The organism is Litoreibacter arenae DSM 19593 (assembly GCF_000442275.2).
GTDB classification, from domain to species: domain Bacteria; phylum Pseudomonadota; class Alphaproteobacteria; order Rhodobacterales; family Rhodobacteraceae; genus Litoreibacter; species Litoreibacter arenae.
Map to the genome: position 1 here is coordinate 619,390 of NZ_KE557314.1, position 12,646 is coordinate 632,035.

General features: G+C 60.8%; 14 protein-coding genes. 5 read left to right on the top strand and 9 right to left on the bottom strand.

The genetic code is table 11. The features are described 5' to 3' along the window. Nucleotides 1-113: 113 nt before the first annotated feature. The 4 genes from THALAR_RS15420 to THALAR_RS15435 form a co-directional block, all read right to left on the bottom strand. Complete coding sequence (locus THALAR_RS15420; protein ID WP_021102524.1) at nt 114-998, bottom strand: esterase-like activity of phytase family protein; 885 nt, start codon at nt 996-998, stop codon at nt 114-116. Further along, nucleotides 971-1,888 (bottom strand): penicillin-insensitive murein endopeptidase, encoded by a 918-nt coding sequence (gene mepA, locus THALAR_RS15425; protein WP_021102525.1) that lies wholly within the window; start codon nt 1,886-1,888, stop codon nt 971-973. Before mepA ends, THALAR_RS15420 begins: the two co-directional genes overlap by 28 nt. After that, on the bottom strand, nt 1,870-3,273 hold the full coding sequence (locus THALAR_RS15430; protein WP_021102526.1) for an MFS transporter: 1,404 nt from the start codon (nt 3,271-3,273) through the stop codon (nt 1,870-1,872). The genes mepA and THALAR_RS15430 overlap by 19 nt, the downstream gene beginning before the upstream one ends. 104 nt (nt 3,274-3,377) lie before the next feature. Beyond that, on the bottom strand, nt 3,378-3,905 hold the full coding sequence (locus THALAR_RS15435) for an acyl-CoA thioesterase (protein ID WP_021102527.1): 528 nt from the start codon (nt 3,903-3,905) through the stop codon (nt 3,378-3,380). A 128-nt stretch (nt 3,906-4,033) separates the two neighbouring features. On the opposite strand from THALAR_RS15435, the gene THALAR_RS15440 reads away from it, so the two are divergent. Continuing rightward, complete coding sequence (locus THALAR_RS15440) at nt 4,034-4,321, top strand: YggT family protein (RefSeq protein ID WP_021102528.1); 288 nt, start codon at nt 4,034-4,036, stop codon at nt 4,319-4,321. Between the two features lie 97 nt (nt 4,322-4,418). Here the strand turns inward: THALAR_RS15440 and msrA are convergent, their stop codons facing one another. The 3 genes from msrA to THALAR_RS15455 form a co-directional block, all read right to left on the bottom strand. Further along, nucleotides 4,419-5,075 carry a peptide-methionine (S)-S-oxide reductase MsrA gene (gene msrA / locus THALAR_RS15445; RefSeq protein WP_021102529.1) on the bottom strand — a complete coding sequence of 219 codons (657 nt, stop codon included), beginning with the start codon at nt 5,073-5,075 and terminating at the stop codon, nt 4,419-4,421. Nucleotides 5,076-5,177: 102 nt separating this feature from the next. Then, nucleotides 5,178-6,239: a M48 family metallopeptidase gene (locus THALAR_RS15450; RefSeq protein ID WP_021102530.1), complete on the bottom strand. Its 1,062-nt coding sequence runs from the start codon at nt 6,237-6,239 to the stop codon at nt 5,178-5,180. Between the two features lie 3 nt (nt 6,240-6,242). Then, nucleotides 6,243-7,295 carry a YjgN family protein gene (locus THALAR_RS15455; protein ID WP_021102531.1) on the bottom strand — a complete coding sequence of 351 codons (1,053 nt, stop codon included), beginning with the start codon at nt 7,293-7,295 and terminating at the stop codon, nt 6,243-6,245. Between the two features lie 187 nt (nt 7,296-7,482). Between THALAR_RS15455 and THALAR_RS15460 the strand changes: the two genes are divergently transcribed. Together THALAR_RS15460 and THALAR_RS15465 are read left to right on the top strand one after the other, a co-directional pair. Continuing rightward, entirely contained in the window at nt 7,483-8,184 is a 702-nt protein-coding gene (locus THALAR_RS15460) for a sulfotransferase-like domain-containing protein (protein ID WP_021102532.1), read from the top strand. 234 nt (nt 8,185-8,418) lie between these two features. Continuing rightward, the gene (locus tag THALAR_RS15465) at nt 8,419-8,835 is read left to right on the top strand and encodes a DUF7282 domain-containing protein (RefSeq protein ID WP_021102533.1); all 417 of its coding nucleotides are present in this window, start codon (nt 8,419-8,421) and stop codon (nt 8,833-8,835) included. Nucleotides 8,836-8,895: 60 nt separating this feature from the next. On the opposite strand, the gene THALAR_RS15470 is transcribed toward THALAR_RS15465, so the two are convergent. After that, nucleotides 8,896-10,122 (bottom strand): argininosuccinate synthase, encoded by a 1,227-nt coding sequence (locus THALAR_RS15470; RefSeq protein ID WP_021102534.1) that lies wholly within the window; start codon nt 10,120-10,122, stop codon nt 8,896-8,898. 144 nt (nt 10,123-10,266) lie between these two features. Here THALAR_RS15470 and THALAR_RS15475 point away from each other — a divergent pair, with 144 nt between their 5' ends. Both THALAR_RS15475 and ilvA read left to right on the top strand, forming a co-directional pair. Further along, the gene (locus THALAR_RS15475) at nt 10,267-11,025 is read left to right on the top strand and encodes a hypothetical protein (protein WP_169788554.1); all 759 of its coding nucleotides are present in this window, start codon (nt 10,267-10,269) and stop codon (nt 11,023-11,025) included. After that, nucleotides 11,022-12,269 (top strand): threonine ammonia-lyase IlvA, encoded by a 1,248-nt coding sequence (gene ilvA / locus THALAR_RS15480; protein ID WP_021102536.1) that lies wholly within the window; start codon nt 11,022-11,024, stop codon nt 12,267-12,269. Before THALAR_RS15475 ends, ilvA begins: the two co-directional genes overlap by 4 nt. Here ilvA and THALAR_RS15485 read toward each other — a convergent pair. After that, nucleotides 12,266-12,559 (bottom strand): Hpt domain-containing protein, encoded by a 294-nt coding sequence (locus THALAR_RS15485; protein WP_021102537.1) that lies wholly within the window; start codon nt 12,557-12,559, stop codon nt 12,266-12,268. The two genes, ilvA and THALAR_RS15485, sit on opposite strands and share 4 nt — an antisense overlap. Nucleotides 12,560-12,646 lie beyond the last annotated feature (87 nt).

Sequence of the window (12,646 nt, forward strand, 5' to 3'; positions counted from 1 at the left end):
ACGCCGGTCGGTGACATCATCACCAACCGCGCGAGGTCCGTCATTATCAGGCGTTAACGACCCGGCTCAATCGATGGCACATGAGAAGGGTCAGTGCCGCAGCCCTCAAAGCTTCACTGAACCAGCCGGTATTCCACCAACTCCGTGCGCTGGAAAAACCTGAAATTGTCGTCGGAAATCATCGTCACGCGGATCACGCCTTCCGGCGTGGCCCAGACCGCCAACCCTTCCAGATTGTCATGCGTCCCTGCCGTGGTGCGCAGCAGCTCCCGCTCGTCCGTCAGGGTGTTGCGGCTCAGCTTGAAGCTGCGCACGCGGCTGGCAAAGCCGCTTAGCCCCACCAACTCGCGCTCCAGAATATAGAGCCTGCCATCCGGCCCGAAATCCGCGCCCACCGGCAGGAAACCTCCGCGGCGCGGGATCGACAACGCGTCGTCCCAGCGTCCATTGCGATAGCGGTAGACGGGGAACGGGCGGTCCAGATTGCCGGATCGCTCCGGCATTGTGTACAACACCCCCGCCTCGTCGATGGCCAGCGCTTCCAGCGACGAATTGCTTTGCAGCGAGTCGCGCCAGGGCAGATCGGGCAAGGGTCGCGCGGGTGACGAGATGCTGTCATAGGCGAATATCCGGTGCATCCCCTCGAAAGAAACGTAGATCGTGCCGGAGGGTGAAATCGCCAGCCCTTCGGCGTCGGTCTGATAGCTGCGCCACGGCTCGCCCTGCGGGTCGCGCAGCCTGTCAAACCGCAGGTTGTCCAGCAGCCGGATGCGCCCGCCGTCGCGCACGATGCGCCCTTCCGCGATCAACCCCTTGTCCGAGGTCGTGGTAAAGCTCTCGCCGTTGCGGCTGATCTCCAGCGAGGAAAACCCGCCGAACCCTTCCACGCGGCTCTGCCACTCGTAGCGGCTGACGAATTCCAAAGACTGCGCACAGGCAAGCCCGGCGGACAGCCCGAGGACTGCCAGCGCTAGTTGGAGTTCAGAACGCCAACGCATGCGTTTGGTAGATCAGCAAGCCGCAATTCCCTGCGTGGTTTCACCTTGGGCGGATCTTTCGGCGGTGGCGGGGGGTTCAGGATGTTGTTCACCCATTTCTGCGCATCCGCACAGCCGTCGCCCGCTGGGGGTGGGTCTTGATTGACGCAACCGCGCGCGCCCTTCGGGCAGGCCAGCCGCACATGGAAATGATAGTGATGCCCCCACCAGGGCCGGACTTTACGCAGCCACGACCTGTCGCCCTTTTCGTCCTTGCACATCTGCACCTTGGCGCCCGGAAACACGAAGATACGCGCCACGCGCTTGTCCGACGCGGCGGCCTTCAGCACCTCATGATGCTGCGTTGTCCACTTGTTGTTAACAAAAGCGCCGTTCGCCCGACGCATGGAAATCGCCGAGATATTTTCCCGCGCCGACCGGCTCATCCCCATGGTCGAGGCGGGGTTCATCCAGATATCCGCGTCCAGCCCGATCTGGTGAGAGCGGTGCCCCGTCAACATCGGCCCACCACGCGGCTGGCTCATGTCGCCCACGTAAAGCCCCGCCCACCCTTGGGCGCGGGCCACGCGGCTCAGGTCTTGCACGAAATCAACGGTGTCAGGATGCGCCCAGTTGCGGTTGCGCGACAGACGCATCGCCTGCCATGTGGGGCCGGTTTCGGGCAGTTGGACCAGCCCGGCAGCGCAGCCGTTCGAATATGACCCGAAAGGCGCGGCGGCTTGCTGCGACCCTCGCGTCTTGGCCCCGAACAGCTGCTTTGCAATGATTTGCCCCTGTGGCCCAAGGTCCCGTCGGACCTCCGGCGTGACCGCCACGCTGTTATCCGCAGACCCCGCGCATCCGGCAACGAATGCAACGGCGATGCCTGCGATCAGATTTCGGAATCCCATACTGCTGCGTCCTCTCCGTCCGGTTTCACCCAGAGTAACAGGACGAGCCCCAAAAGAAAGAGCCCGATCAGTGGTGTGACGCCAATTCTTTGGGATCCCGTGAGCATGGTGGTCAACGCGATCAAGGCGGGCGCAAGGAACGACGTGGCCTTACCCGCCAATGCATAAAGACCAAAGGCCTCCGTCATGCGGTGCGGGTTGGCCTGACGCACCATCATCGTGCGCGACGCCGACTGGATCGTCCCACCCGCCGCGCCCACAAGGATGCCCGCAAGGTAGAACGCGATGTCCGACACCGTGCGGCCCGCAATGATCCCTGCATCGGTGACGGGTATCCCGAAGACCGCGTCGGGCGTGATCATCACAATGGAAAAGGCCGCTGCAATCAGCGCCAGAATGGACACCAGAATGACGGGTTTGGGGCCGAACCGGCTATCCGCCCGCCCGCCCAGAAACGCCGCAATCGCGCCTCCGATTACCGCTAGAATTCCGAACACACCCACATCGACGACGCTCCAGCCCAGCACGCCCACGGCGTAGACCCCACCAAAGGTGTACATCCCGTTCAGCGCATCGCGATACAGCATCGACGAGGCCAGATAGTTTGCAAGGCTGGGGCTTTTGGGCAACCTCATGATCGTGCGCCCCAAACTGCGCAGGCCAGCGGTGACCACGCCTTTGGTGCGCAAGGGGCGGTCTTTCGGATCGCGCACCCACAGGAAGAACGGCACCATGAAGGCCACAAACCATATGGCGGAAAAAACGCCGACAAATCGCGTCCCCTCCCGCGCGGCCGGGTCCAGACGGCCTATCGGCTCGATCCCGATCAACGTCCGGCCCTGACCGTTTTCAGCCAAAAACAGAAGCGCGAACACCAGCGCCAACAGCCCGCCCAGATAGCCCATCGCCCAGCCAGAGCCGGAAATGCGCCCGATTTCCTCGCGCGTGCCCAGATCGGGCAACATGGCGTTGGTGAAGATCGTGGCAAACTCCATCCCGACCAGTCCCACGATGAACAGGCCCAGCACCAATGGCAGGCTGAACCCCGCAGGGTCCGCATACCACGTACCGGCGGCACCAACGACATAGAGCATTGAAAAGACATAGATATACGGCAACTTGCGCCCCGTGCTATCCGCAACCGCGCCAAGCACGGGGGCCGACACCGCGATCAACAGGCCGGAGATGGTCAGCCCCCAGCCCCACATGCTCTGCGCACCGGCCTTGGCCAGTTCCACATCCATGCCTTGCGCCACATAGCGGGCGGTCACGATCTCTGCAAAATAGGGCCCGAAAATGAAGGTCAGCAACAGCGTGTTGTACGGCTGGGACGCCCAGTCGAACATAAACCATCCCCAAATACGCTTTTTGGCAGACGCCGTCATCGTAACACACTTCCCAGCACGGATTTAAAGACCTAGGGCTATCCGGCCCTTTTAAGCAAGGAATAACTTACCCAAGGGTAGTGACGTGAACGTCACATTCCGGCTTAAAACGGCGGCCACGGCCGCAGCGCTTCCGCCTCGGTCCATGCCTTCACCCAGTCCGGCGTCTCGGGCGTGGCCACCTCCAGTCCCAGCGTCTCCATAACCTGCGCAGGGGGCACGATGCCCGTTTTGCCCGTGATCGCGGAGCGGTACAGGATATGCGACGTCGCCTCGCCGCGCACGCGCATGGACTGCTCCAGATACAGAAACTTGTCGTCCCAGCACACGGCCCGCGACCGCATCTCGATCCGGTCGAACATCCGCACGCGGCGGCGGTAGCGCACCGAAGCACCCGCCATGGTCAGCCCCCAGCGGTGTTCTTTCAACGCCTTGATCAACCCGACACGCCCCGCCAGCGGCAGACGCCCCATGTCATACAAGGTCAGCGTGCGCCCGTTATTCAGCTCCCGCCACAGATCCAGATCCCACGGCCAGCAAATATGATGCGACACATGCGTGTCCAGCGGCCCCAGCGGAGCGTCGTTGCGGTGCACGAAGAACTGGTAGATCAGGCGGACGAACGGATACATGGCGGCTCCTTGCTAGGGGGCGAGACATGAACCAACTGACGGCGACGTCAACTGCAACATCGCGTCACGCCTTGCACGCGGGCGGCGCGACGCTTACCTAACGCGCAACCTTTAGCCGGAGACCCCGCATGACCAGCCTGTTCCAAATCCTGATGCTCCTTCTCGGGGTCGCACGCACGATTATCCTGATCCACTTCATCATGAGCTGGCTCATCAGCTTCGGTGTGCTCAACATGCGCCAGCCGCTGGTCGCGCAGATATGGGACGGGCTGAACCGCCTGCTGGAGCCGATCTACGGCCCGATCCGCCGCATCCTGCCGCAAATGGGCGGCCTCGACCTAAGCCCTATCGTGGCGCTTCTGGGCATCTACGCAATCGAGATCATCCTGCGCAACAACGCAGGCCTGTTCCTGTAGACCCTGCATTAAGGTTAACGCGCGCCACCTGAGAACAGGGGCGCGCGCTACATCTTCATTGCTTCAAAAAATATTCCCCCCGGAGGGTTGGTCCGCGTCAATTCACAAACGGTGCCGCATCGCCCCAAAGCTCTTTCACCCGCTCGTCCCGCCCGCAGGCGTCGCGATACTTCTTGTAGGCTTTGGCTTTCGATTGCGGACCAAACCGTGTCAGGATTGTCTTGTCCTGCTTGTAGTAATTCTGATGGTAATCATCGGCAGGAAAAAACGAGTCCGCGTCCCGAATGGGCGTCACGATTTTCTGACCCAACTCTTTTTCCGCCGCAGCTTTCGCCGCCTCGGCAGCCTCGCGGTCGGGGCGGTTGGTCACGAATATCGCGGTGGTGTAGCTCTCGCCACGGTCGCAGAACTGCCCGCCGGAATCTGTCGGATCAATCGAGCGGAAGAACAAATCATATAGCTGGCGTGCTGATACGGTCTCGGGGTCATAGTCGATCTGCACCGCCTCCAGATGACCCGTGCCACCGCTTGTCACCTGCTTGTAGGTCGGGCTGGGCACCGTGCCGCCGGTAAAGCCGGACACCGCGTCGTTGACGCCTCTGACCTTCTCGAAGTCCGCCTCGACGCACCAGAAGCAGCCGCCTGCCACGGTGATCTCCGCTGCCTTCGCCAAGTTGGGCTGGGTCGCAACCCCGGCCAGAACGGCAAGGCCGAAGCCCGTCAGATACCAGCGTGTGCGGGAAAGGAATGGCATTGTGTCATCTCCAAATCAGGTCATCCGAGTGGTCTTGAGGGGCAATCTGACGCCCCACATTCTCACACTCAACCAAACTTGCCGTGATTTGTTCCGGCAGCCTCAGCGCAATTCGTTGATGAACGCGTCGATCGCCCGCACCCGCTCCGCGCTGGACGGGTGGGTCGACATCCACTGGGCAGGCTCCTGATCGCCATACTCCTTGCCCATCTTCTCGAAAAACAGCTTCAGGCCCGCAGGGTCAAACCCGGCCTCGTCCGAAAGCGCCAGACCGAACTCGTCTGCGGAGGTCTCCTGTGCGCGGCTGAACGACAGCGACAACAGCACGTTGCCCTCCAGCACCACGTCTTCCAGTATCGGGCCCACATCGCCCGCAAGGAACGCGATCAGCAGATATGTGCTGAGCGAGCGGTAGAGCCGCTTCAGCCCGTGTTCTTCCACCACATGCCCGATCTCGTGGCCCAGCACACCCGCCAGCACGTTGGGGTCGGGGAACTGCTTCACAAAGGCATCGGTCATGACCATCGTGCCGCCAGGAAGCGCGAACGCGTTTGGCCCCATGCCGGGCAGGTCACGGAACAGCAGATCGAAGCTGTGCTTCTCCTGCACGTCGTCAGGCAGGGAGCGCACCAGACGGCGGTAAACCTTCTCGACCTCGTCCTTCTGTTCGTCCGTCAGCTTCGACGGCTCCGCCATGGTGAAGTCGATGCTCTGCATCGAGCCCGCGTCGATCTGCTCGATCACCGCAGGCGGCGTGAAGGCAATCGCCACCGCTGCCATAATGTCCAGCCCGTAGCGCCACATCACCCAAACGGCGGCAAGGCAAACGGCGACGACGCCAAACAGGCGCGCGTTGAAGCCTTCGTAATGATGCAGCATCGAGCCACGAGTCTTGCCGGTCAGCGCCTCAATGGCCTCGTGGTCGCGGGTCTCGAACACCGCGCCGTCGGGAAAGGTGATCTTGCGCGGGGCGGAGCCCAGCGGCGCGTCGATCCGCAACTTTGACAGATGGGCGCTGGCCAGCACCGCCCGCTCGTCATTTTGCAGATCGACCCACAGGTCTTCGCCGCCCTCACGCGTCAACAAGCGCGCAGGCTGGCGGTGGGAGGAACGCGCCGCGTAGGCGTGGCCACGAAGGCCCGGAAGCTTGGGCGCGTCCCCCATCGTCTAGATCGGCAAGCCGACGTCGATGCCTTCGAGGTCCGCATAGGCATCCCCGAACGCGCCGCCAGCTTCCTGCTGTTGGCTTACGAAGTCATCAAGCGAACCGCCCGGAATGAGGCCGGTGTGGTCCGCCAGATAGCGCGCGATACGCACCTGAGCCCAAGGCAGCATCAGGAACAGCGTGCAAATCACGACGACCATGTTTGACACGGCAATCCACAACAGCTTCGGCGCGGTGACGTTCGATGCGAAACGGTGGCCGCCTTGCAGGGTGGTGTTGTTGTAAACCGCGTTGCGGGTCAGCGCCTGATAGATAAACGCCGCCGGCAGGAAGGCCGCGAAGAACAAAACTTGAATTAGAATTAGGACTGGTAGATTTTGAACACCATCAGGTGTAGGCGATACGGCATCGTGAAAGACGAAATACAGCAGTAATGTTCCGATGACATTGACCAAAACTACAAAGCCAATTGCCCACAAAAAGGCCATATAAAAAGCACTCAAGTTTACGTCTAACTTGAAGGTTGCCTGCCCTAGTTTGTGATTGTCGACGGAGAACCTCTTGAGCGCGCGATCCCATATTGGAAAGGTTGTAAATAGTGTTAGCGTCATTAGGATCGGGTACACGAGAAACACCAAGAACGCCCGACCCGTTGTGCCAATAAAGCCGAACCTGACGTTTGAGAAGCTGGACATGCGAGCGTTGAAAAGCATGCCGCGCACAATCAGCCAAGGGTAAGCAAAAATTAACACGACCAACATCAGCCAACCCAAAGGCGGTACCGCTAGCAGCAGTACGTTGAGCAAAACATAAACGCCAATAATAATCAGACGCCCGATCAGGATTTGCTTGCCGGTTGCATGGTAGTCAAAGTTGCGCCCCTCGACATAGGTGTTGCCGTAGAAATATTTGCGGTGACGGACCTTCGCCCAAGCCGAGTAAATGCCCAAGGTCACGATGCTCAGCAGCAGGTTGACGATCCAGATGCCGAACCATTCCTTGGCGTTGCCTGTAAACTCGAAGGGCTTCGCGCCCACTGGTAAGCTCTCACTCATTGTAAATTTCCTCTGTCCAATGACTGCTTTTTGTCAAACGTAATAACGGGGCCAGCGATATTTGGGAATCCCTTATGACGCTAGCGAATTCCGCTGGTCCTAGCCGTGAAATCCGGCTTTAAATCGGCGGAAGGAGGGCACCTATGACATATCTTGAGGAAATCCGCCTGGCGCGGCGGGCAGTTCAATGAAGATCGCCATGTGGTCCGGCCCGCGCAATCTGTCGACGGCGATGATGTACAGTTTCGGCAACCGCCCCGATTGCGAGGCCGTGGACGAGCCGTTTTACGCCGCCTACCTGCACGCCACGGGCATCGAGCACCCGATGGGCGCAGAGGTCATCGCATCGCAGGAAACCGACCCCGCAAAGGTCGCGGCCGCCTGCGCCGCGCCGCCCGCGCAGCATCGCTACATGAAGCATATGCCGCACCATATGCTCGACTACTTCCCGCTGGACTGGGCCGAGGGCTGCGTCAACGTCCACCTGATCCGCCATCCCGCGCGCGTGATCGCCAGCTACGCCGCCAAGCGCGAGAACCCGACTCTGGAGGATATCGGCTACCCGCAGCAAACCGCACTATATGACAAGATCGGCGGCTTGGTGATCGACAGCCACGACATCCGCGAAGACCCCGAGGCCGCGTTGCGGGTGCTGTGCGACGCCATCGGTCTACCGTTTTCCGACGCGATGCTGCATTGGCCCGCCGGACCCAAACCCTTTGACGGGGTCTGGGCATCGCATTGGTACGGCGCGGTTCACCGCTCCACCGGCTTCGCGGGGCCGGAAGGGGTGCTGCCAAAACTGGACGGGGAGGCGGCGGAATTGTGCGAAATGGCCCTGCCGCATTACGAGGCGCTGAAAGCCCGCAAATTGCTAATCGCATCATAAATGGTGGGTTTTTGATTTGATTGGGTTTACGGAATTTCAACACCTGTAAACGCGAAATCGGAAAATCGAGCAAGATCAGCCAAAGAAGATTAACGCCAAAAAGACCAAGGTAACCCATGGGTTACCGTCATCTTTCATCTTTTTTAGCCCTTGGTGAAACTTCTGCGCCGCCGTTCACGTGACTCCAAGCACACCCCCCATACCGGGGGACGTGAGCTAAAGGAGTTACGACACATGAAATTCTTCATCGCTACAACCGCCGCTGCCCTGACAATCGCTGGGTCCGCTCTGGCCGACGGCCATGCACCAACGCCAAGCGTCACGGCAATGGATCAGGACGTCTCCAACGGGGTCGTCTCTGCTGACGCCGTCACCGCTGGCGAAAATGGCTGGCTGGTCGTCCACCGCACTGGTGCCGACATGAAGCCTGGCCCAGTGGTGGGTTTCGCCCCCCTGCGTATGGGTGACAACGCCGACGTCGCCGCCATTTTGCAAGAACCAGTAGCCTCGGGCGATATGCTGATGCTGATGGTCCACGCGGAGCAAGGCGGCATGAAAACCGGCGTCTTCGAATACACACTTGGCGCCAAGGAAGACGGGCCGATCAAGCCCGACGGCAAGCTGGTGATGCAGGTCATCACCGCCAAGTAGAGTTAGTGCGTTAGCGAGTGCACGAGTTAGGACGGCGCCCTTATCGGGGCGCCGTTTTAGTTACTTCTTCAGGCGCTTATCGCGGGCTGCCAGCAGCTTCAACCGCAGCGCGTTCAACTGGATGAACCCCGCCGCGTCCTTCTGGTCATACGCGCCCGCGTCTTCCTCGAACGTCACATGCGCCTCGGAATAGAGAGAGTGATCCGACCACCGCGCCACGGTCCGCGCCAAGCCTTTGTAGAGCTTCAGGCGCACGGTGCCGGTGACATGCTCTTGGCTCTTGTCGATCAGCGCTTGCAGCATCTCGCGCTCTGGCGAGAACCAGAAGCCGTTATAGATCAGCTCTGCATATTTCGGCATCAGCTCATCTTTCAGATGCGCCGCGCCGCGGTCCAGCGTAATCGACTCGATCCCGCGATGGGCTTCCAGCAGCAAGGTGCCGCCGGGGGTCTCGTAGATACCGCGTGATTTCATGCCGACAAAGCGGCCCTCGACCAGATCAAGGCGGCCGCAACCATGCTTGCCGCCCAACTCGTTCAGCTTGGTCAGGATCGTGGCGGGCGACATCGCCTCGCCGTTGATCGACACCGCATCGCCCTTCTCGAACCCGATTTCCACGAATTCCGGCGTGTCGGGGGCATCCTCTGGATGGACCGTGCGCTGGTAGACGTAATCCGGCGCCTCGTCGGCGGGGTCTTCCAGAACCTTGCCCTCGGACGAAGTGTGCAGCAGGTTCGCGTCAACCGAGAACGGCGCCTCGCCGCGTTTGTCCTTGGCGATCGGGATCTGGTTCTGCTCGGCAAATTCCAACAGCTTGGTGCGGGACGACAAATCCCATTCCCGCCAAGGGGCGATCACCTTGATGTCGGGGTTCAGCGCGTAGGCGCTAAGCTCAAACCGCACCTGGTCGTTGCCCTTGCCCGTCGCGCCATGTGCCACGGCGTCAGCGCCGGTCTCAGCGGCGATCTCGACCAGACGCTTGGAAATCAATGGCCGGGCGATGGAGGTGCCCAGCAGATAAAGTCCCTCATAGACCGCATTGGCGCGGAACATCGGGAAGACGAAATCGCGCACGAACTCCTCGCGGACATCTTCGATATAGATGTTCTCGGGCGCGATCCCCAGAAGCTCCGCCTTCTTGCGCGCAGGCTCCAACTCCTCGCCCTGCCCCAGATCGGCGGTGAAGGTCACCACTTCGCAGCCATATTCGGTTTGCAGCCATTTCAGGATGATCGAGGTATCGAGGCCACCGGAATAGGCGAGCACAACTTTCTTGGGGGCGGACATTTGGGTGTCTCCGACTAAGCTAAAGGACGCCATGGGCGATAGCGTCAATGTCACAGGGGTGCAAGGGCGTGCATGGCTGTGATTGACGCTAACGGCGTTTGCAAGCAGGGTCGCCGCAAAGAAAAAGCACGGGCAACGGATACAATGCGGCAAGCACTCGACATCTTCAGCTACGGGCTCACACAGCTGTTCGGCAACTTCGGAACCGCGTTGCGGTTGACCGGATTGATCTGGCTGCTGGCGAGCCTTGCAGTCTACGCACTTGGCTACGCCATGGTTGGACTGCCCATCGGGGCTATGTCCGTGCTCCCGGATGCAGAGGGGGAGATGCCGGCGCTGTCCGCCACCTTCACCACGGTTTCGATTGCGATCAATCTGCTGGCCGGGGCATGGGTCACGCTACTATGGAGCCGTTTTTGCCTTGGCGCGGACATCCCGCGCGGCTTGCTGCCATCTTTCAAGGGGATGCCGGTCGGCGGCCACCTGCTGACGCTGATCCTCGTGCTGGCCTCGGTGGGCGCGGCGGCGTTCGTGCTGTCTTTCCTTGGCTCCTTCGCGTTGCCCTACATGCCGCTTCTGGTCGGCTTCTTCGTCTATCCGCTGGTGGGCCTATACGTTCTGATCTGGCTGTTCCTACGGCTTGGCGCGGCGATCCCTGCCTCGGCGGCGGGGCAAATCATGTCACTGAGGCAAGCATGGTCCGGCTCTCGCGGTGCCGCGCTTTGGCTGCTGGCGATACTGGCCGTCATCTTGCTGGTCGTGCTCACCGCGCCCTCTGTCCTGCTTGCGGGTCTGCTTATCCCCGGCAACGTCTACAGCGTTATTTCTTCGTGGCTCATCCTGCTGATCGGTACCGGCTGGCTGGTCGCAATCTTCCGGCGCATCCCGCCGGTGACGAAATGACCGCCTTCACCGATGCCGCCCGCGCGGCCTGCGCCGCGATGCGCCCGCTGTTCGAGCCGACGCCGCTGCAACTGAACGACTACCTGTCGGAGATGTATGACGCGCGGATTTACCTCAAGCGCGAAGACCTGTCGCCGGTGCGGTCCTACAAGATCCGCGGTGCCGTCACGGCCATGTCGAACCGGCTGGCCAGCGACCCCGAGCAGCGCAACTTTGTCTGCGCCAGCGCGGGCAACCACGCCCAAGGCTTCGCCTTCGCCTGCCGCCATTTCGGGGTGACGGGCGAGGTGTTCATGCCCATCACCACGCCGCAGCAAAAGATCGACAAGACCCGCGCCTTTGGCGGGGAGTTCGTCAAGATCCGTCTGACCGGCGACTATTTCGACCAGACCTTGCAGGCAGCACAGGACCACTGCGCAGCGATAGGCGCGTATTTCCTGTCGCCCTTTGACGATCCTGATGTGATCATCGGCCAAGCCTCCGTCGCGGTCGAGATCGAGGCGGAGATGGACACTCCGCCCGACATGGTGCTGCTGCCCGTTGGGGGCGGCGGATTGTCTGCGGGCGTCACCCGCTATTTCAACGAAACCGGCGCGGATATTTCCTTTCGCTACATCGAACCTTTGGGCGGCGCGTCCCTGACCGTCGCGTTGGCCAACGGCAAGCCGACCAAGCTGGCCCATGTAGACACCTTCGTCGACGGTGCCGCCGTTGCGCAGATCGGTAAGCATACGTTCGAGGTGCTGAAGCACGTTGACCCGGGCCACGTTTTGCTTGCCCCCGAAAACCGCATTTGCGGCACCATGATCCGCCTGCTCAACGTCGAGGGCATCGTTCTGGAACCGGCTGGCGCACTGGTGATCGACGCACTGGACGAGTTAGCCGACGAGATCAAAGACAAGACCGTCGTTTGCGTAACCTCCGGCGGGAATTTCGATTTCGAGCGCCTGCCCGAGGTCAAGGAACGCGCCCAACGCTACGCCGGACTGAAGAAGTACCTGATCCTGCGGATGCCGCAGCGCCCCGGTGCGTTGAAGGATTTTCTTGCGCTGCTTGGCCCTGATGACGATATCGCGCGGTTCGAGTATCTGAAGAAATCCGCCCGCAACTTCGGCTCTGTGCTGATCGGGATCGAGACGAAAGACCCCGACGCCTTCGCCCGCCTGTTCCAAGCCATGACCGAGGGCGGGTTCGAGCATCGCGACATCACCAATGATGAGGTGCTGGCAGAGTTCTTGATCTAGGTCTGCAAGCCCTCCAGAAATGCGGTTTTAGACTGTTGATAAAGCGCGTGAAGCTCGGCCACCGGTGGTGCGGCAGGCATCTGCTCCATCCGTTCGCACATGGCGCGGAAGCCTTCAAACCCCAGATTCGCCGCACTGCCCTTGAGGAAATGCAAATCATCGGCGGGCGGCGCATCGCCTAATGCGGCCAGCTTTTCCTCTACCTCCTCCAGAAACAAGGCGGTGACTTCCTGAAAATCCTCTGCCCCCAGATCATCCTTCAATTCCGCTACTCTTGACCAGTTCAACATCAACAATATTCCCAATACGACTCTTCACGATGACACGCTGCGCCCCAAATCTTAACGAGCCGTAACTGTTCAAATTGTATTCAATCC